This is a genomic window from Acinetobacter sp. ANC 4470 (assembly GCF_002135335.1).
Classification (GTDB): Bacteria; Pseudomonadota; Gammaproteobacteria; order Pseudomonadales; family Moraxellaceae; genus Acinetobacter.
This window is the reverse complement of the sequence record NZ_NEGC01000005.1, coordinates 75,033-95,785: the sequence shown is the minus strand read 5'-3', so window position 1 is coordinate 95,785 and position 20,753 is coordinate 75,033. Positions and strand designations below refer to the sequence as shown.

The window sequence follows — 20,753 nt, the reverse complement described above, 5'->3', positions numbered from 1 at the left end:
ATCAAAAAGTTAAATATGTTGTTTCCAATCAGTCACACAAGCTTGTATTAACTGACAAGTTTCATCGAATACAGTTTGGTCATGTTGAAAAGGGTCAGGTACATTTTTGCTTTGCCAGTGCCCTAATCGGAACGTTTTTCCTTTCGCAAAAGGCCAAGTCTGTTCTATATGCTTTTGCTGATTTTGACTCATAACCAATATTAAATCAGCCTTTTTTATCAAATCATTATTCAGTTTTTTTGCAATATGGGGCTGCATATCGATGCCTAAACGTTGCATACAAAGTACAGCTTTTTGATCTGCAGCATGGCCGATTAAACCAGAAATACCAGCAGATTCAATATGCAGTTTTGGATACTCTTGTTTTAAAAAGTATTCAGCCATTGGACTGCGACAGATATTTCCTACGCACACTACCAGAATATTTTGAATTTGCATTATTGTCCCAAGTTATCCAACTGATAAAGCACGCTAGAGAATGGAATCATTTGATTTACAACACGTTGCCAGCGTGCTAATCCAGAAGCATCTACATAAACAATATCGTTACTGCGCATTTTAAACTGATTGGCTAAGCCAAAGTCGCCAATACTGGTTAAATCTAAATGATACACTTCTGTACCATTGTCATTTGGATTGCTACGCACGACATAAATTTTACTGCGGCTTGCAGAGAGAGGGTTTAAACCTAAACTTTCACCCAACACATCACTCAGGCTCATGCTTTGGTCACGTAACTGGACTGGTTTATTCTGACCTGACTCACCCATGACATAAATTTTTTGATTTTCTTTAGAGTTGATATACAGGGTGTCATTCGGCTGAATGAGTAGGTTGTGTAAAGAATAACCAGATTTTTCTAATTCAATATTATTTAGATTATAGGTTTTGCCTTGGCGCACCAAGGTAATAGACGTATTATCGCCCTTGTCTGTATTCACACCACCAGCAAGACCTAAGGCAGTATAAATACTGGTTGGTTGGTCACTTAAGAAGAATTGACCACCCTTCATAACGTTACCTTGTACCGAAAATCGTTGTCCTTGATAAGAAAGGACTCGTGCAATCACATCGGGTGTTTTTAAATAACGCGAAAGATGACTGCGTAACTCTTTATTGATTTGTGAAAGTGATTTTCCTGCCGCTTTATAGCGACCAATCATAGGGAACTGAATATATCCGTTTTGATCAATTTGATAGCCATTGGCTAGGATAGACTGTTCACTACTAACAGCACTGGTTGGAGGCGTTATATCGGGATAGGCCCAAAGATAAATAGAAAGAATATCACCAGCACTCAATTTATAATTTTTATGAGAGGTATTAAACAAATGTGCATAGTCTTGTCGGATATTAATTTGTGCAGGTTGTACAGCAGGGAGTGATTCTTGAGTCAGTTTGACAACATTGACCGATGTTCCGAGTTCAGTTTGATATATCCCCTCACTTGGTAAATCATAAGTTTGTAGCCCTGATGTAATGGCACATCCTGTTGTTCCTACACTCAGCGCACAAAGTAGAAAATATGGGTAATATTTCACTCGAAATCCTGTTTATAAAAATAATTTGATTTTAAAAATAATCGATATTTTACCTTGTAATAGGTAAAGAATAACAGCAAATCGTTGCTTTTTATATTATACCGAGGCAGGGTAGCTATAGCTATTATTTGTGTGATTTTTGAATGTAATTTAATGTATGCTTATTTTGATAAAATAATTCATAAATTAAACCGTAAAGATGCAATTTTTTTAAATCAATCGTTAATATTTAATAATGAAAATGAAAAAATTCTTTCTTAAAGTTAATAGATATCAATTTCTTACTTTATTTGCCTTTGAGTCTTGTCAGAGGGGGCTCATGAGTGGACTTGTTTATTTATTTAAATGGTAAGAAGGGGGGCACTTTTTCATCAAAATAATTTTTTTCAAGATTTGGGTCATTAAAAAAAAATCTTTTCTGGTAATATTGGCTTCGGCTAAATTTAGCTCATTTTTATTAACACACAAATAAACAAGATAAGGCTTTGGAATGTTACAGCTCTCTGAACTAAGAATTGCAATTATTGGACTAGGGTATGTTGGACTTCCATTAGCAGTGGAATTTGGCAAACAAGTACCTGTGGTTGGTTTCGATATTCATCAAAAACGTATTGATGAATTAAAAAATGGTCAAGATCATACTTTGGAGGTTTCTCCTGATGAATTGGTAGAAGCCTGTCATTTGAGTTATTCGGCAAACTTAGAAGAATTAAAAGACTGTAACTTTTTTATTGTGACGGTACCTACTCCTATTGATGACTTTAAACAGCCAGATTTAACGCCTTTGGTGAAAGCATCGCAAAGTATTGCTCAAGTGCTTAAAAAGGGGGATGTTGTAGTATATGAATCGACAGTTTATCCTGGCGCAACAGAAGAAGTGTGTATTCCTGTTTTAGAGCAAATATCGGATTTAACGTTTAATCAGGATTTTTATGTAGGGTATAGCCCCGAACGTATTAATCCAGGTGATAAACTACATCGTGTAACCAATATTTTAAAAATCACATCAGGTTCAACCCCTGAAGTTGCTGATTTTGTGGATCAGGTCTACAATTTAATTATTGAAGCGGGTACACACAAAGCACCAAGCATTAAAGTCGCTGAAGCTGCAAAAGTGATTGAAAATACGCAACGTGATGTAAACATTGCCTTAATCAATGAGTTAGCAGTGATCTTCAATAAAATGGGGATTGATACTGAAGCGGTACTTCAAGCGGCAGGGACGAAGTGGAATTTCTTGCCGTTTCGTCCAGGTCTAGTCGGGGGTCACTGTATTGGTGTGGATCCTTACTACCTTACTCATAAAGCACAATCGATAGGCTATCATCCCGAAATTATTCTAGCAGGTCGTCGTTTGAATGATGGTATGGGGGTCTATGTGGTGACTCAGCTTGTGAAAGGCATGGTGAAGAAAAAGATTCAAGTTGAAGGTGCTAAAGTTTTAGTGCTTGGATTGAGTTTTAAAGAAAACTGTCCTGATATTCGGAATACTCGTATTATTGATATTGTCAAAGAACTTGAAGAATATCATATTGATGTAGATGTCTGTGATCCATGGGTAGATGCAACAGAAGCTCACCATGAATATGGAATTACCTTAGTCGATACACCAAGTGAAGGCATTTATGATGCCGTAATCTTGGCTGTTGCACATGAGCAATTTAAAGCGATGGGTGTAGATCAAATTCGTGCACTCGGTAAAGCCAATCACGTCTTGTATGACCTGAAATATGTGCTTACTCAATCTGAATCTGATCTTCGTTTATAATAGGATATGCCCTTATGAATCAATATCAACAGGTATGTGCCAATTTAAAAACTGAACCGAAAACATGGTTGGTGACAGGTGTTGCTGGCTTTATTGGGTCTAACCTTTTAGAAACTTTATTAAAGTTAAATCAAACAGTGGTTGGTTTAGATAACTTTGCTACAGGTCATCAGTATAACTTAGATGCCGTGCAGCAAGCTGTAACACCTGAACAATGGTCGAAATTTAGCTTCAATGAAGGTGATATTCGTAAACTTGAAGATTGTCAAAAGGTGTGTACTGGCGTGGACTATGTATTGCATGAGGCAGCGCTTGGCTCTGTGCCGCGTTCAATTGCAGATCCCATCACGACTAATGACACCAATATTAGCGGTTTTTTAAATATGTTGATGGCTGCGCGTGATGCCAGCGTATCAAGCTTTACTTATGCAGCCAGTAGTTCCACGTATGGTGATCATCCTGCCTTGCCTAAAGTCGAAGAAAATATTGGCAAACCACTTTCACCGTATGCAGTAACCAAATATGTGAACGAGCTATATGCCGATGTGTTTGCTCGCAGTTATGGTTTTAAGACAATCGGTTTACGTTATTTTAACGTTTTTGGTCAGCGCCAAGATCCAAACGGTGCTTATGCGGCGGTCATTCCTAAGTGGACCGCAGCCATGATTGCCAACGAAGATATTTTTATCAATGGTGATGGTGAAACCAGTCGTGATTTTTGTTTTATCGATAACACTGTGCAAGCCAATATTTTGGCAGCGACTACGACGAATGAAAATGCCAAAAATCAAGTTTACAATGTGGCAGTCGGTGATCGAACCACATTAAATGATCTATTTCGTACCATTCAGGCCGCACTTGCAGACAATACCGTGAACTATGACAAAGCTGCGATTTACCGTGATTTTCGGGCGGGTGATGTGCGTCATTCACAAGCCAGTATTGTCAAAATTCAGCAAAATTTGGGTTATGACGCGAAATTCAAAATTGTTGAAGGAATTCAGTTGGTCATGCCTTGGTATATTGCCCACAAGCATTTAGGATAAATATTTTGTGGCGCTCAAGCTCAATCTAGCTGTTAATTACCTTAGCCAAATTTATAGTGGTCTTATTGGTATTCTGGTAATGCCGATGTACTTGGCTTATTTGGGCGGCGAAGCTTATGGCTTGATTGCTTTTTTTACGCTAATGCAGTCTTGGTTTTATTTGCTGGATGTTGGTTTAAGTCAGACTTTGGTTCGTGAAACAGTGCGTTATAAAAGTGGGCAGCTAAACACATATTCCTATCAAAAACTTTATCGTACTATCCATTGGATTTTTTTAGGCCTATCTATTACTGCTGTCAGCTTACTATTGCTGATGTCACAACAAATTGCTTTTTCTTGGCTCAAAATTTCTACTTTAGTACTCGATGATGTAATTAGCTGTTTGCAAATCATGTTTGTCAGCATTGGACTGCGTTGTCTGGGCGGAATTTATCGCGGTGTACTACAAGGTTTCGAAAAAATTGTCTGGATTAGCAGCTTTAATATCATTATTAACACGCTACGTTTTGTTGTCGTATTACCAGTAATGTATTTTACTGAGTACAGTATTCTGGTGTTCTTTCAATATCAATTGCTGATCGCAATACTGGAATTTACCGTATTATTATTTGCACATCTGCGTCTGCTTAAGATCACGGAAATAATATCGGATAAACACCAAGTCATTGAAGCGGGTTATTTAGAAACAGTGCTCAAGTTCATGCTGTTTTCTGGAGCGAGTAGCATGTTATGGGTATTCGTATCGCAATCAGATAAAATGCTACTGTCCGGTATTCTACCTTTAATAGAATATAGCTATTTCTCGATTGCTGTTTTGTTGGCGAGCGTCATTTATATGGTGTCGACTCCAGTCAGTAATGTGATTTTACCCCGCCTTACAGCACTGTATGCTGAACAGCAGCTTAATAAGCTAAACCAGACCTATCTGCAGATAGCTCAATTCGTAACTGTGCTGGTCAGTGCGATTACAATGACCGTATTCTGGAATGCTGAAAGTATCATTACATTGTGGTCAGGAAATCCACAGTTAAGTCCACATGTTGCAGATATATTGCGGCTATATATGATTGGCAATACTTTTCTGATACTGAATACTTTTACTTATTATATTCAATATGCTTTCGGCCAGATTAAATATCACTTTTGGGGGAATGTCATTCTTGTCAGTCTGATGTTGCCAGCTATGTATTATGCAGTGCAGCATTATGGTGGAATCGGTGCGGCTTATGTCTGGATGGGATTGCATGTATTATGGTTCTTTAGTTGGACCATTTTGATTAACCGGAAGTTTCTAGAACAGCCTTTATATTGGACTTGGTCGGTATTCAATATTCTGCTAGGTAGCTTTGTTTTTTCTTATCTTTTATATCATGCAACTGCTTGGTTACAACCTTTGCTGGTGAATAAACTTATGCATCTTGTCCAGTTGATGGTTTTTGGTGGGCTAGTCCTGCTGTGTGCACTGTGTTTTCTTGAAGTCTTCAGGAAAAAAATAAAAATCTGGTTGAAGCTGGGACACTAAATGAAAGGGCAAAAACTGGCATTTTTTATGCGTTGGGCGCAGGGTGGAGGTGCCGAGCGCGTTATGATCTCATTGGCCAATCAGTTTGCTGAAGCTGGCTATATTGTAGATTTTGTTTTTGTGAATGCTCAAGGTAAGTTTATTCAAGATATTGATCCTCGTATCCAGATTATTGATTTAAAAGCACATCGGGCAGCATTTTCCAGTTGGCATTTCTATCGTTACCTCCGCAAGGAACAACCGCATACCGTAATTTCTGCCTTGAACTATATTAATATTTTTGCAATTTTGGCTACTTTATTGATGCCTTCACATAAACCCAAGCTGATTGTTACCGAGCATGGGACTTTGGGTGCGACCAGCCAAAATTTAAAAGGTCGGGCGCGTTTGGTGCCGAAACTGATGCAATGGTTATATCCTTTTGCTCAACATGTGATTGCTGTTTCTGATGGGGTTGCAGATGACTTGGCTCAGCAAATTGCTTTACCACGTCAAAATATTATGACCATCTATAATCCAATTAATTTTACAAGTATTGAGCAGTTAAAAGTACAGCCCTTACAGCATCCATGGGGTGAGCAGAATATTCCAATTGTATTGGGTGTAGGTCGTCTAGTAGAAGTAAAAAACTTCCCTCTGTTGATTCAGGCTTTTCTACAGGTACGCAAGACCATGCCTTGTCGTCTGGTTATTCTGGGTGAAGGGGAAAAACGTAATGAACTAGAGCAGCTGGTACAAGCCAGTGTGTATGCTGAAGATATCTGTTTGATGGGATTTAGTGAGAACCCTTATCCATGGATGGTACGTGCTGATGTATTTGTGTTGAGTTCAGATAGTGAGGGTTTACCTACGGTGCTGATCGAGGCGATAGCATGTGGGGCATCAGTGATAAGTACGGATTGTCCACACGGACCTCGGGAAATCTTGCAAGATGGCGCTTATGGAATACTGGTGCCAGTCAATGATGTGCAACAAATGGTGCAGGCGATGACTAATATTTTACAACAGCCCACACAATCTCAAATCAACGTTCAGCCGTTATTGGAAAAATTCCAGCAGAAACGGGCCTTTCAGGCATATCAGCAATTACTGGATTAATTACACTCCAATACCGTTGGTAGCGTAGATTTTGTTTTATAATATGCTGGTGATTACATTGTCCCAATGAGATTGTACCGTGAAGAAAGTTTTGCATATTATTACCAGTTTTGCAGCGGTAGGCGGTGCAGAAATGATGCTTTCACGATTAATCCAGACTCAGCCAGATTACAAACATTATGTGGTTGCACTCATTGATATCAATGACACATATCAATCCGCATTACAATGCTGTGAAGCGTATTATGCACTGCACTGGAATGGTGTTAATACCATACAGAGTATTTTAAAACTTCGAAAAATTATTAAAGCTCTTCAGCCTGATGTTATTCAGGGCTGGATGTATCATGCCAATGTTCTGACCAGCCTGAGTGTGATGGGTCTACACAATAAGCCGAATATATTTTGGGGCATTCACCATTCATTGGCTTCGCCAAAAGATGAATCAATCAGTACCAAAATTGCTTTGGTGCTCAGTAAAATTTTGGCATCACAGCCGACAGGCATTATTTATTGTGCTTATTCATCTTTAGAGCAGCACCAGAACTTTGGCTTAAACAACGCGAATTCACATGTGATTGCCAATGGTGTTTTTCTTGATAAATTTCAACCGAATTTTGAGCTTAATAGTCCAACAGTCATTGGTTTTGCTGGGCGTTATCACGCGGCCAAAGGCTATCCTTATTTATTTGAGGCGATGGCCAAACTGAAAGATGAGCCAATTATTTTCAAGATTGCAGGACGGGGTGCGAGCGTAGAAAATCCCGAAGTGAAAGCGCTATTTGAGCAATATCAACTGAGTACAAATAAAGTCCAATTGTTGGGTCAAATCTCAGATATGCCTGCTTTTTATCAGTCTATCGATGCTTTTTTGATGACATCTATTACTGAAGGTTTTCCGAATGTGCTGGTTGAAGCCATGGCTTCTGGGCTACCTTGCATTAGCACTGATGTTGGCGATGCCCGATACATTGTGCAGGAATTTGGTTCGATTGTTCCACCACGGGATGCTGATGCACTAGCAACCGCCATTCTTAATTATGTCAATTTATCGGTAACTGAAAAGCTAGAATTGAAACAATTAACCCGCCAGCGAGTGGAACAAAATTTTAGTATTGGAAATGTCAGTCAGCAGTATGCGGCAACGTGGAGACAGCAGGCATGAAGTTTTTAATGATCAGCAGTTTTCTGCCATCTGCTTTGAACTTTCGTGGCAAACTGCTGGAAGCGGTGCGTGCTCAAGGTTTTGATATTCATATTTTTGCGCCTGATATACAGGAATTTCCAGAAGAGCTGAAACAATTGCAGGCGCTTGGCTATCAGGTGCATGAAATTCCAATGCAGCGCACGGGTACTAATCCTATTTCTGACCTAAAAACATTAAAATCCATGTATCAGTTGATTTGCAGCATACAGCCAGATTACGTATTGTCTTATACCATTAAGCCCGTAATTTACGGCACATTAGCGGCGTGGCTGGCCAAAGTGCCGCATCGCTTTGCATTGATTACTGGACTTGGCTATGCTTTTCAAAATATTGAATGCGGCAAACGCAGTTTTTTCCAAAAAATGGTGCATGGTCTCTATGCGCAGGCATTGAAACATGCTGGAAAGGTTTTCTTTCAAAATCCAGATGATTTAAAACTGTTCCAAACGATGCAATTGCTAGATCCGCAAAAACCAGCAGTCGTAGTGAATGGTTCAGGTGTGAATGTGCAGGATTTTGAGGTTATGCCATTACCGCTGAACCAAAAAGGTGAAGTCAAAGCATCCTTCCTTTTGATTGCCCGTTTGTTGGGTGACAAAGGCGTACGTGAATATGCAAAGGCAGCTGAAATCATTAAAGCGCAGCATCTTGATGTCGAATTTCATTTGGTTGGTTGGATTGATGATAATCCCTCTGCGATTTCTCCGCAGGAATTAGATCGCTGGATAGCAGATAAAACCCTAAATTATTGGGGTAAGCTAAGCGACGTTCGTCCTGCGATTGCAGCGAGTTCGGTCTATGTGTTGCCTTCATACCGCGAGGGTACACCGCGTACGGTGCTAGAGGCAATGGCAATGGGCCGTGCAGTGATTACCACAGATGCACCGGGTTGTCGTGAAACAGTAGTGAATGGCAATAATGGTTATTTGGTTGCAGTTAAATCGGTGGATGAGTTGGTAGAAGCAATGCAATACTTTATTGCAGATCCGAAACTGATCGTCTATATGGGGCAGCGTTCACGTGAAATGGCTTTAAATAAATATGATGTGCATCAAGTGAATAAACACATGATGACTGAAATGGGGATGTTGTGATGTTGAAACGCGCCTTAGATATCATGATTGCAACCGCTGCTTTGGTGCTGCTTTCGCCTTTATATGCCATAGTAGCTTATAAGGTGAAAAAGAACCTAGGTTCACCTGTGCTATTTCGTCAGGTGCGTCCGGGTTTAAATGGTAAGCCTTTTGAAATGATTAAGTTTCGTAGTATGAAAGATGCTATGGATGCACAAGGCAATTCTCTTCCAGACAGTGATCGTTTGACTGCTTTCGGTAAAATGCTGCGGGCTTCGAGTTTGGATGAAATGCCAGAACTGTGGAATGTGATTAAAGGTGATATGAGTATTGTTGGGCCACGCCCACTGCTCATGGAATATTTGCCTTTATATAATCAAGAACAAGCTAAGCGTCATGATGTACGCCCAGGCATTACGGGACATGCACAAGTAAATGGTCGAAATGCCATTTCATGGGAAGAAAAATTTAAACTGGATACTTGGTATATCGAAAATCAATCCCTTTGGCTCGACTTTAAAATTATGCTAAAAACAGTGAAAAAAGTGTTGGCTAAAAATGATATTAGTGCCGAAGGTGAAGTGACTATGACTAAATTTACTGGTACATCGAAACATCAAAATGACTAAGCTCTATGCCATTTATGGCGCTTCTGGTTGTGGTCGCAGTTTAATGCCTGTGGCGCGCCAACAATTAGCGCGTGAACACGACACCTCGGAAATCGTGTTTATTGATGATGCTTTAACGCAGCAAAGTTTTGTGAATGGCCACCGTGCGATAAATTACAGCATATTTAAAGCGGAGCCAGCTGCTGAAAAAGCGGTACTGATTGCGATTGCCAACAGTCATATTCGTGAAAAGCTGGCTCATCAGCTGGAATTGGATGGTATTTCGCTATGGTCAGTTCAGGCAGATAATAGCGTAATTATGGATGAAGCGCAGATTGCAGCAGGCGCTGCGCTCAGCCCATTTGTCACAGTGACTTCCAATATTAAAATTGGAAAATGTTTCCATGCTAATTTATACAGTTATGTGGAGCATGATTGTGTAATTGGTGATTTTGTTACTTTTGCACCAGGCGTAAAATGTAACGGCAATATTCATATTGAAGACCATGCATATATTGGCGCTGGTGCCATGATTAAACAGGGCACACCAGATCAGCCTTTGGTGATTGGACGTGGCGCAATTGTTGGTATGGGCGCTGTGGTCACCAAAAATGTGCCGGCTGGAGTCACTGTAGTCGGGAATCCTGCTCATATTGTTGAGCAAAAATAAATATTAACGCTAGGAAAATTCAATGTTAAACAGTGCATTTGAGCCGTGGCCAAGTTTCACGCAAAGCGAGGCAGATGCTGTTTCAAAAGTTCTATTGTCGAATAAAGTGAATTATTGGACAGGTCAAGAATGCCGCGAATTTGAAAAAGAATTCGCACAATTTGCAGGCACGGAATATGCGGTTGCTGTGGCGAATGGGACTGTGGCACTTGATTTAGCATTGAAGGCGCTTGGTATTGCAGTAGGTGACGATGTGATTGTCACTTCACGGACTTTTTTGGCTTCGGCAAGTGCAATTGTGACTGCGGGGGCAAACCCAATCTTTGCAGATGTGGAACTCGACTCACAAAATATTTCACGTCGTACGATTGACGCTGTGATCACACCAAAGACTAAAGCCATTATTTGTGTGCATTTGGCTGGGTGGATGTGTGATATGGATCCAATCATGCAGTTGGCTAATGAAAAAGGTCTCTTTGTGATTGAGGACTGCGCCCAAGCACATGGTGCACAATATAAAGGAAAACTTGCAGGTTCTATTGGACATATTGCGGCATGGTCATTTTGTCAGGATAAAATTATGACCACTGGTGGTGAAGGTGGTATGGTCACGACCAACGATGAGTCTTTGTGGAAAAAAATGTGGTCTTATAAAGACCATGGTAAAAATTTTGACAGTATCTATAACAAACAACACCCGCCCGGATTCCGTTGGTTACATGATTCCTTTGGGACCAATTGGCGCATGATGGAAATGCAGGCTGTGATTGGGCGTATTCAGCTTAGACACATGTCTGAATGGACAAAAAAACGGACGGATAATACCAATATTATTTTAAACGCTTTTGAAAATAGTCCTTATTTTACCGTACATCGTCCGTCAAATGATTATGTGCATGCATGTTATAAATGTTATGTCCAAGTGAATATTGGAAAATTGCCTGAAACTTGGTCGCGTGATCGTATTATTCGAGAAATCAATGCCTTGAATATACCGTGTTTCAGTGGTTCATGTTCAGAAGTGTATTTAGAACACGCATTTGATCATACGCCTTGGCGACCTGAAAAGCGTTTGGAAAATGCCAAAAAACTCGGTGAAAGCAGTTTGATGTTCTTGGTGCATCCAACCTTATCGGAACAGAGCATGCAAAGAACCATTGCGGCTATTCACACTGTAATCGCAAAAATTTAAAGTGAAATTGGCGTATAATCTGCGCCATTGCGTGTTCTGACGTTTATCCAATTTAGAGCTTTTAGTGAAAGACATTATTCGATATTTAGCATCTTTGCCACGTCGTCAAAAACAAGTTGTTTTCGTGGCGATGGATGTCTGTGTCTTACCTTTAATCATGTGGCTGGTGTATGCCATACGTTTGGCAAAGCCCAATGTGCCTGTAATGCAAGGGCTTGATTTTTGGTATCTCTATGTCGGAATGTTTGGTGTTTTAATCTTTGCCTTGCTTGGCATTTATAGTGCGATTGTTCGTTCATTTAATGAAGATTATTTACTGCGGATCTCCATCGCGACATTTCTCCAAATTGTGGGTTTATATGCCATTAAAAAGCTAGATTTGGCTTTTATCCCGATGAGTATTCCACTCATGTATGGTTTCTTATTGTTTTCATGGATGTGGTGGAGTCGTGCATTAATCCGCCTTTTAACGGTTCGGACTTTATATAAAAAGCAGAATAGAAAACGGGTCGCAATTTATGGTGCAGGTTTAGCGGGTCAGCAAATGGCTGCAGCATTGAATCGTTCAGATGATTATTTACCGATATGTTTTATTGATGACAAAAAATCATTGCATGGACGGGTATTGGGTGGTTTAAGAGTTTTTGCGCCGAAACGCGCGTTATCATTATTATCTAAATATCATGTCGACGAAATTCTATTGGCAATGCCCTCTGTGACACGTTCACGAAAGAGTGAAATTTTACAGTCTTTTGATGGTTCCAAAGTCAAAATTATGGAGCTGCCAGGCGTCACACAATTAGTGGGTGGTCGAGTGAGCGTTTCCGATATTAAAGAAGTTGATATTATTGATTTATTGGGACGAGATTCAGTACCGCCTAAACCTGAATTATTGCGTAAAAATATTGAAAATAAAGTGGTGATGGTAACAGGGGCGGGAGGTTCTATTGGTTCTGAGCTCTGTCGTCAAATTATAAAAAATCAGCCCAAAATGTTGGTGCTATATGAAATATCCGAATTTGGACTGTATTCCATAGACCGTGAATTGCAAGGTCAGAATATTGATATTGTTCCCATTTTAGGTTCGGTGACCAATCAAGATAAATTGGAACGTATTTTGCAGCAATATCATGTGCAAACGGTTTATCACGCTGCTGCGTATAAACATGTGCCTTTGATCGAAGCGAATCCATTTGAAGGGATTTATAATACCTCCATTGGTACTGCGCGTAGTGTGGATGCAGCAGTGAATCAAGGGGTTGAAACCTTTGTTTTGATTTCAACAGATAAAGCTGTGCGTCCCACCAATGTCATGGGCGCATCTAAACGTATGGCTGAGTTGTATTGCCAAGGCTTGGCATCCACTCATCCCAAAACTCAAATTAGTATTGTGCGTTTTGGTAATGTGCTAGGTTCTTCTGGTTCTGTTGTCCCTTTGTTTAAAAAGCAGATTGCTAAAGGTGGGCCTGTTACAGTCACGCATCCTGACGTGACACGTTACTTCATGACGATTCCAGAGGCAGCGCAATTGGTGATTCAAGCAGGTGCAATGGGTATAGGTGGCGACGTATTTTTATTGGATATGGGGGAACCCGTTAAGATTGTCGATTTAGCTAAACAGATGATTACCTTGAGTGGGTTTAGCCATTATGAGCAAAGTAAAAATAATGGTGATATTGAGATAAAATATACGGGTTTACGTCCGGGTGAAAAGCTGTATGAGGAATTGTTAATTGATCAGGAAAATGTTGAAAAAACTGAGCATGAACGAATTTTAAAATCTTTTGAGACTTCTTATAGTTTTTCTGAAATTTCGAGCGTTTTTATTGAATTGGTACGAGAATCTAAATTGGGAGATAATCAGAGGATTATTACTAATATATTAAATACTTATGTTGAAGGATATGCTGCAATAAATTCAAGTGATGTTTAATCATATTGAATGAAAAAGCTTAAGATTGGATGCTGCTATATAGCTATATATAGTAAATAATTTTTTTTATACAATGTGTTAATATGTTTTATATAAAACTAAGATACTATTTTATATAAATATATAGCATATTCTTAATATGTTATATAAATTTTAAAGTTTGTTGCTGTCAAAAATTTAAATTAAGAGCAGGGAAAATATGAAGTTTGTTGTAACAGGCGGTGCAGGTTTTATTGGGTCAGCTGTTGTTCGTCATATTATAAAAAATACAACTCATCAAGTACTTAACATTGATAAGTTAACTTATGCTGGAAATTTAGAATCATTAGCATTGGTTGAAAATAATGATCGTTATCAATTTTCCCAAACAGATATTTGTGATCGTGCTGCATTAGATCAATTGTTTGAAAGTTTTAAACCAGATGCGGTAATGCATTTGGCGGCAGAATCACATGTCGATCGTTCAATTACAGGCCCAGCAACATTTGTTGAAACCAATATCATTGGGACGTATCAGTTATTAGAAGCGACTCGTCATTATTGGAATGGCTTGAATGAAAATAAAAAACAAGCATTTCGTTTCCATCATATTTCAACCGATGAAGTTTATGGTGATTTAGAAGGTACAGAAGATTTATTTTTAGAAACAACATCTTATGCTCCAAGTTCACCTTATTCGGCAAGTAAGGCCAGTTCAGATCATTTGGTTCGTGCATGGCATAGAACTTACGGTTTACCTGTTGTTTTAACGAATTGCTCGAATAATTATGGACCTTATCATTTCCCAGAAAAATTGATTCCACTGATCATTTTGAATGCCCTCAATGGTAAAGCATTACCTGTATACGGCAATGGGCATCAAATCCGTGATTGGTTATTTGTCGAAGACCATGCACGTGCTTTATATAAAGTAGTGACTGAAGCTAAGGTAGGTGAAACCTATAATATTGGTGGTCATAATGAACAGAAAAATATAGATGTGGTAAAAGCAATCTGTGTGCTTTTAGAAGAGTTAGCACCAAACAAATTAAATGGTGTTGCCCATTATGAAGATTTGATTACTTATGTGACGGATCGTCCTGGTCATGATTTACGTTATGCTATTGATGCGAGCAAAATTCAAAAAGATTTAGGTTGGGTGCCTGAAGAAAGTTTTGAGACAGGTTTAAGAAAAACCGTAAAGTGGTATTTAAATAATCAAGAATGGGTTCAACATATTCAAAGTGGTGAATATCAGAACTGGATCAATCAACAGTATCAGGCTACAGAAGAAATAAATTAAGTTGCGTAATACTATGAAAATACTGTTGCTAGGAAAAAATGGTCAAGTTGGGTGGGAGTTGCAACGTGCACTTCAACCACTTGGAGAGGTGATTGCTTTAGATCGCCAAGTGAGCCCAGAAGGGTGGTGTGGCGATGTTGCAAATTTTATTGCAATTTCAAATGCGTTTGAGCAAATTCGTCCTGATGTTGTTATTAATGCAACTGCGTATACGGCAGTCGACAAAGCCGAGTCCGATCTAGAGCAAGCACATCTAATCAACTGTTTAGCTGTAAAACATTTGGCTGAAGAGTGCCAAAAGCATCATGCATTATTGATTCATTATTCGACCGACTATGTGTTTAATGGCACAGATGTGTTGGCGTGGAAAGAAGATGACAAAACCATGCCTGTCAATTTATACGGTAAAACAAAACGAGACGGTGAAATTGCCTTAGAGCAAAACGGTGTATCGTTTTTAAACTTCCGTACATGTTGGGTCTATGCTACGCGGGGTCATAATTTTATTAAGACCATGCTTAAACTGGGTCAGATGAAAGATGAATTAAATATCATTCAAGATCAAGTTGGGGTTCCAACAGGTGCTGCGCTCATTGCAGATGTAACGGCTCAAGCTATTCGTTATTACACTTTACAATCTGCTGAACAAAAAGAATTGCTACATGGTCATTATCATTTAGCACCTACAGGCGAAACGACATGGTATGACTATGCTCAGTTTGTTTTTGCTCAGGCGCGTGAACATGGTCAGCAACTGACTTTAAAACAAGTACATCCAATAGAAACACAGGCGTATCCAACACCAGCAAAGCGCCCTTTAAATTCACGTTTAAATACAGATAAGTTACAACAAAATTTTAAATTACACCTTCCACATTGGCAACAAGGTGTAGCACAAGTATTAGAGGAACTTCTTCCATGAGTCAAATAAAACGAAAAGGCATTATTCTTGCGGGTGGGTCAGGTACACGTTTATATCCGATCACGATGGGAACATCAAAACAGCTCCTCCCAATTTATGATAAGCCTATGATTTACTACCCGTTGTCAGTTCTTATGCTGGCAGGGATTAATGAAATTTTGATTATTTCTACACCAGAAGATCTGCCAAATTTTGAAAAACTATTAGGTACGGGTGAGGAGTTAGGGATTAAACTTTCTTACAAAGTACAACCTTCACCAGATGGACTTGCTCAAGCCTTTATTTTAGGTGAAGAGTTTATTGGTGACGACAATGTATGCCTCATTTTGGGGGATAATATTTTCTACGGTCAACATTTTAGTAACCAACTGAAACGTGCTACATCTCAACCTGAAGGTGCTACGGTCTTTGGTTATTATGTGAATGATCCTGAGCGTTTCGGTGTAGTAGATTTTGATGCTGAAGGTAAGGCTTTGAGTATTGAGGAAAAGCCTGAACATCCGAAGTCAAATTATGCGGTGACAGGTCTGTATTTTTATGACAATAAAGTCGTTGAAATCGCTAAAAGTATTAAGCCATCACACCGTGGTGAGTTGGAAATTACCGATGTGAATAATATTTATTTACAGCAAAATGAGTTGAATGTTGAGGTGCTTGGTCGTGGTTTTGCATGGCTAGATACAGGCACACATGACTCATTACTTGAAGCAAGCCAATTTGTGCAAACCATTGAACACCGTCAAGGTTTAAAGGTCGCGAGTCTGGAAGAAATTTCATTTAATAATAAATGGATTAATGCAGACCAACTGAAAGCACGTGGTGAGTTCTTCAAAAAAACAGGCTATGGTCAGTATTTATTGAAGTTGCACCAAGAGCACCAAGCATAAATATATTTATATAAAAGATTAGATAAAATTGAGCGATACGAATGAATATTATTGAAACAAAAATTAAAGGCTTACTGATTCTTGAACCACGTGTCTTTGGTGATGATCGCGGTTGGTTTATGGAGAGCTTTAACCAGAAGAACTTTGAGCAAGTTTTAATCGAACGTGGTCTTGAGGTTCCAAATTTTGTTCAAGATAATCATTCGTTCTCGCAAAAAGGTGTACTCAGAGGTTTACATTATCAGTTGACCCCACATGCACAAGGTAAACTTGTACGTGTCGTACAGGGTCGTGCTTGGGATGTCGCTGTTGATATTCGAGAAGATTCAGAAACATATGGGCAGTGGGTTGGAGTCGAACTTTCAGGCGATAATCATAAACAATTTTGGATTCCAGAAGGTTTTGCTCATGGATTTGTTGCGTTGGAAGATAATACTCAATTTTTGTATAAAGCAACAAATTACTATAATAAAGCAAGCGAACGCGCAATTATCTGGAATGATGAAGACTTAGCTATAGATTGGCAAGTGAATGGCTTAACGGAAATATTAGTGAGTGAAAAAGATCAAGAGGCAAATCAATTTTCCAATATTTAAAGTTTTGGAAATTTTTGATCAATAAATTGTGTTTGATGAAGCAGTACGAAAAATATTACTGTCATCTAAATAGTTATAACATACCTATGATTGAAATCACTGATCAAAATAGATTTCAATATTTTACATAGATAATGAAACAAAAAATTGAGGACAAAATGGAAACCAAACAAGTTCAAGAACTATCTGATATGTTTAAAGGTAAAACGCTTTTGATTACGGGCGGTACAGGTTCATTTGGTAACGCTATGATTAAAGGTTTTTTAGATTCACAACTTAAAGAAATAAGAATCTTTAGCCGTGATGAAAAAAAGCAAGAAGATATGAGAATTGAGTATAAAAATGAAAAACTTGATTTTATTCTTGGAGATGTTCGGAATTTTAATGATATAAATCAAGCGATGATGGGGGTAGATTTTGTTTTTCATGCGGCTGCTTTAAAACAAGTTCCATCATGTGAATTTTACCCAATGCAAGCGGTTCAAACGAATATTTTAGGTGCAGAAAATGTGCTTGAAGCTGCCGCTCGCAACAATGTACAACGTGTAGTCGTTTTGAGTACAGACAAAGCTGTCTATCCAATTAATACTATGGGTATGTCAAAAGCTTTAATGGAAAAATTAGCGGTATCAAAAGCAAGAGATACCCGAGTAAAAAATATAGAGGCGGTCTATACTGCAACGCGTTATGGTAATGTAATGTGCTCACGTGGCTCTATCATTCCATTATTCATTAAACAAATTAAAGAGGGTTTACCTTTAACCATTACGAATCCCAATATGACTCGTTTTATGATGTCACTGCAAGATTCTGTAGAGCTAGTCATGTTTGCTTTCAGTCAGGGTAATCCAGGCGATATTTTGGTACAAAAATCACCAGGAGCAACAATTGAAGTTTTAGGTCAGGCACTTAAAGAGCTCTTTAATGCAGATAATGAGATTAAAATTATTGGCGAGCGTCACGGTGAGAAGCTGTTTGAAACTCTTTGCTCTAAAGAGGAAATGGCGAAAGCCAATGATTTAGGGGGGTTTTACAGGATCCCTGCTGATTTTAGAGACCTAAATTATAGTAAATACGTACAAGAAAATGCGCCTGCTTTTCTTGATGAAGAATATAATTCACATAATACACATAGATTGAGCGTTGAAGAGTTAAAAGAATTATTGCTCACTTTGGATTATGTTCAAGATGAATTAAAATCACATCAAGGATAAAAAAATGTTGCCACTTATAAAAACCTCTTTACCTGATAGAGAGCTTTTGATGCCTCGCTTAGAACAAGTTTTGTATAGCGGCTATATTGCTCAAGGTGATGTTGTTGAAAGTTTTGAAAGAAAATTTGAAGAATATATCGGAAGTGGAAATACCCTGTCATTAAATTCAGGCACTGCAGCATTACATATCGCACTGATATTAGCTGGGGTTGGGCAAGGTGATGAAGTGATCAGTACGGCATTAACAGCAGAGCCTACCAATGTAGCGATTAAAATGGTTGGGGCGAAAGTTCGTTGGGCAGATATCGATTATAATACTGGGAATATATCTCCTGAATCGATTGAAAAAGCAATTAACTCTAAAACGAAAGCAATCATAGTTGTAGATTATGCGGGTATTCCTGTCGATGTAAAAAAAATTAAGGAAATTTCTGAAAAGTATAATATTCCTGTAATTGAAGATGCCGCACACGCACTTGGTGCTAAATTTGATGGTAAAAAAACAGGAAATCACTTTCCATTTACAGTATTTTCTTTTCAAGCAATAAAACATCTAACAACAATAGATGGTGGGGCTTTGCAAATTCAAGATAAGGCACTTTATGAGCAAGGGAAAGTTATCAGATGGTTTGGACTAGATAAAAAGAAAACCAGATTAGATAATAATATAACTGAGCAGGGCTATAAGTATCACATGAACAATGTGAATGCTTGCGTAGGCCTTCTACAGTTGGAAGGAATCAATAAAATTGTTGATAAATATATAGAAAATGGTAAATATCTTGATCAAAATTTAAAGGATATACAAGGTGTAGAGTTAATTAAGTACTATGATAACTCAGAGCCATCTTATTGGTTATACACATTAAAAGTGGATAATAGAGCTGGTTTTATCAAAATGATGGAAGCAAATGGTATTGCTGCATCTGAACTTCATAAGCGGAATGATTTACATGAATATTTGAATGATCATCCAACGACATTGGTTAATTTAGATGAATTTTATGAAAAGATGGTACACATCCCGTGTGGATGGTGGGTAACCAAAGATGATTGCGATAAGATGATTGGATTGATTAGGAAAGGCTGGTAATGATTCCGATCTTTAAACCTTATATGCCTAATGATATTTTACCTGAATTAGAAAATATTCTTTATTCAGGTCAATTAGCATATGGAAAATATGGAAAATTATTTGAATCAGAGTTAGCTAAATTTATAGGGACTCCGTACTTACTTTCGGTAAATTCTTATAATCAAGCTATGCTGTTAGCACTATCAATATTAAATCTAAATCCAGGCGATGAGGTAATCGCTTCTCCTGTAAGTTGTTTGGCATCGAATCAGCCTTTTGTCATTAAGGGATTAAAAGTAATTTGGGCAGATGTTGATCCAAATACTGGTTCGCTATGTGTTGAGGATGTTAAGAAAAGAATCACTGCAAAAACAAAAGCAATATTTCATAATCATTTTTGCGGTTATTTAGGTGACATAGCAGCAATCAATCAATTAGCTAGAGACCATGGTCTTTGGGTTGTTGATGATTGTATTGAAGCATTTGGCTCAGAGTATAATACTCAAAAAGCAGGAAATTTAGGTGCTGATTTAACGGTATTTTCTTTTCAAACGGTTAGACTGCCAAATACTGTTGATGGCGCAGCGATAAGTTTTGGATCTAAAGACTTATACGAGAAAGCGATTCTGATGCGTGATTATGGTATAGATCGGAAGAACTTTAGAACATCTACAGGCGAAATTAATCCAAATTGCGATATCGTTTTAGAAGGTTATGGTGCAACTCTTAGCGAAATTAATTCATATATTGGTTTAAAGCAAATGGATGATTTACCCAATTTGTTAGAGAAGCAAAGAAAAAACGCTGTATATTGGAATGATCAAGTTCAAGAAATTTCATCAATAAAACCACTAAATTTAACACCAAATACTCAGCCGAATTATTGGGTTTTTGGTATTTTATGTGAGAATAAAGCACAAGCATTACAAGACTTTCGTAATCAAAATTGGTATGCAACTGGCGTTCATATCAATAATAATATTTACTCCATTTTTAATAATTTTGAAAACTTAAATGGAGTGAATGAATTTATGAATAAGTTTTTAGCTTTGCCATGTGGGTGGTGGATTCACTCTAATGAATGAGAAAGTTTAAATGAATCAAATGGTTTGGTCATGG

At 38.3% G+C, this 20,753-nt stretch carries 19 protein-coding genes; 17 read left to right on the top strand and 2 right to left on the bottom strand.

Annotated elements, in window-relative coordinates; genetic code table 11:
* Window positions 1-9: 9 nt before the first annotated feature.
* Window positions 10-438: a low molecular weight protein-tyrosine-phosphatase gene (locus B9T25_RS08985; protein ID WP_086188102.1), complete on the bottom strand. Its 429-nt coding sequence runs from the start codon at window positions 436-438 to the stop codon at window positions 10-12.
* Window positions 438-1,541, bottom strand: a complete 1,104-nt coding sequence (locus tag B9T25_RS08980) for a polysaccharide biosynthesis/export family protein (protein ID WP_086188101.1) — start codon at window positions 1,539-1,541, stop codon at window positions 438-440. Before B9T25_RS08980 ends, B9T25_RS08985 begins: the two co-directional genes overlap by 1 nt.
* A 490-nt stretch (window positions 1,542-2,031) precedes the next feature.
* Between B9T25_RS08980 and tviB the strand changes: the two genes are divergently transcribed.
* The 17 genes from tviB (at window position 2,032) to B9T25_RS08895 (ending at window position 20,719) form a co-directional block, all read left to right on the top strand.
* On the top strand, window positions 2,032-3,309 hold the full coding sequence (gene tviB, locus B9T25_RS08975) for a Vi polysaccharide biosynthesis UDP-N-acetylglucosamine C-6 dehydrogenase TviB (RefSeq protein ID WP_086188100.1): 1,278 nt from the start codon (window positions 2,032-2,034) through the stop codon (window positions 3,307-3,309).
* 14 nt (window positions 3,310-3,323) lie between these two features.
* Window positions 3,324-4,355, top strand: coding sequence for an NAD-dependent epimerase/dehydratase family protein (locus B9T25_RS08970; protein ID WP_086188099.1), 1,032 nt, complete (start codon window positions 3,324-3,326; stop codon window positions 4,353-4,355).
* A gap of 7 nt (window positions 4,356-4,362) precedes the next feature.
* Window positions 4,363-5,877 (top strand): lipopolysaccharide biosynthesis protein, encoded by a 1,515-nt coding sequence (locus B9T25_RS08965; RefSeq protein WP_086188098.1) that lies wholly within the window; start codon window positions 4,363-4,365, stop codon window positions 5,875-5,877.
* Entirely contained in the window at window positions 5,878-6,975 is a 1,098-nt protein-coding gene (locus tag B9T25_RS08960; RefSeq protein WP_086188097.1) for a glycosyltransferase, read from the top strand.
* A 79-nt stretch (window positions 6,976-7,054) separates the two neighbouring features.
* Window positions 7,055-8,140, top strand: coding sequence for a glycosyltransferase (locus B9T25_RS08955; RefSeq protein ID WP_228146872.1), 1,086 nt, complete (start codon window positions 7,055-7,057; stop codon window positions 8,138-8,140).
* Window positions 8,137-9,276, top strand: a complete 1,140-nt coding sequence (locus B9T25_RS08950; RefSeq protein WP_086188096.1) for a glycosyltransferase family 4 protein — start codon at window positions 8,137-8,139, stop codon at window positions 9,274-9,276. Before B9T25_RS08955 ends, B9T25_RS08950 begins: the two co-directional genes overlap by 4 nt.
* Window positions 9,276-9,884 (top strand): sugar transferase, encoded by a 609-nt coding sequence (locus B9T25_RS08945; RefSeq protein WP_086188095.1) that lies wholly within the window; start codon window positions 9,276-9,278, stop codon window positions 9,882-9,884. The genes B9T25_RS08950 and B9T25_RS08945 overlap by 1 nt, the downstream gene beginning before the upstream one ends.
* Window positions 9,877-10,533: an acetyltransferase gene (locus tag B9T25_RS08940; protein WP_086188094.1), complete on the top strand. Its 657-nt coding sequence runs from the start codon at window positions 9,877-9,879 to the stop codon at window positions 10,531-10,533. The genes B9T25_RS08945 and B9T25_RS08940 overlap by 8 nt, the downstream gene beginning before the upstream one ends.
* A gap of 22 nt (window positions 10,534-10,555) precedes the next feature.
* A complete protein-coding gene (locus B9T25_RS08935) occupies window positions 10,556-11,725 on the top strand; it encodes a DegT/DnrJ/EryC1/StrS family aminotransferase (RefSeq protein ID WP_086188093.1) in 1,170 nt (389 codons plus the stop codon).
* 64 nt (window positions 11,726-11,789) lie between these two features.
* On the top strand, window positions 11,790-13,658 hold the full coding sequence (locus B9T25_RS08930; protein ID WP_086188092.1) for a polysaccharide biosynthesis protein: 1,869 nt from the start codon (window positions 11,790-11,792) through the stop codon (window positions 13,656-13,658).
* A 199-nt stretch (window positions 13,659-13,857) separates the two neighbouring features.
* Entirely contained in the window at window positions 13,858-14,940 is a 1,083-nt protein-coding gene (gene rfbB / locus B9T25_RS08925) for a dTDP-glucose 4,6-dehydratase (RefSeq protein WP_086188091.1), read from the top strand.
* Between the two features lie 13 nt (window positions 14,941-14,953).
* Complete coding sequence (rfbD, locus tag B9T25_RS08920) at window positions 14,954-15,862, top strand: dTDP-4-dehydrorhamnose reductase (protein WP_086188090.1); 909 nt, start codon at window positions 14,954-14,956, stop codon at window positions 15,860-15,862.
* Window positions 15,859-16,749, top strand: a complete 891-nt coding sequence (rfbA, locus tag B9T25_RS08915; protein WP_086188089.1) for a glucose-1-phosphate thymidylyltransferase RfbA — start codon at window positions 15,859-15,861, stop codon at window positions 16,747-16,749. Before rfbD ends, rfbA begins: the two co-directional genes overlap by 4 nt.
* Window positions 16,750-16,790: 41 nt before the next feature.
* Window positions 16,791-17,345, top strand: a complete 555-nt coding sequence (rfbC, locus tag B9T25_RS08910; RefSeq protein ID WP_086188088.1) for a dTDP-4-dehydrorhamnose 3,5-epimerase — start codon at window positions 16,791-16,793, stop codon at window positions 17,343-17,345.
* A gap of 191 nt (window positions 17,346-17,536) precedes the next feature.
* Window positions 17,537-18,559, top strand: a complete 1,023-nt coding sequence (locus B9T25_RS08905) for a polysaccharide biosynthesis protein (protein WP_086188249.1) — start codon at window positions 17,537-17,539, stop codon at window positions 18,557-18,559.
* 4 nt (window positions 18,560-18,563) lie between these two features.
* The gene (locus B9T25_RS08900) at window positions 18,564-19,652 is read left to right on the top strand and encodes a DegT/DnrJ/EryC1/StrS family aminotransferase (protein ID WP_086188087.1); all 1,089 of its coding nucleotides are present in this window, start codon (window positions 18,564-18,566) and stop codon (window positions 19,650-19,652) included.
* A complete protein-coding gene (locus B9T25_RS08895; protein WP_086188086.1) occupies window positions 19,652-20,719 on the top strand; it encodes a DegT/DnrJ/EryC1/StrS family aminotransferase in 1,068 nt (355 codons plus the stop codon). The genes B9T25_RS08900 and B9T25_RS08895 overlap by 1 nt, the downstream gene beginning before the upstream one ends.
* The last annotated feature ends 34 nt before the right edge of the window (window positions 20,720-20,753 follow it).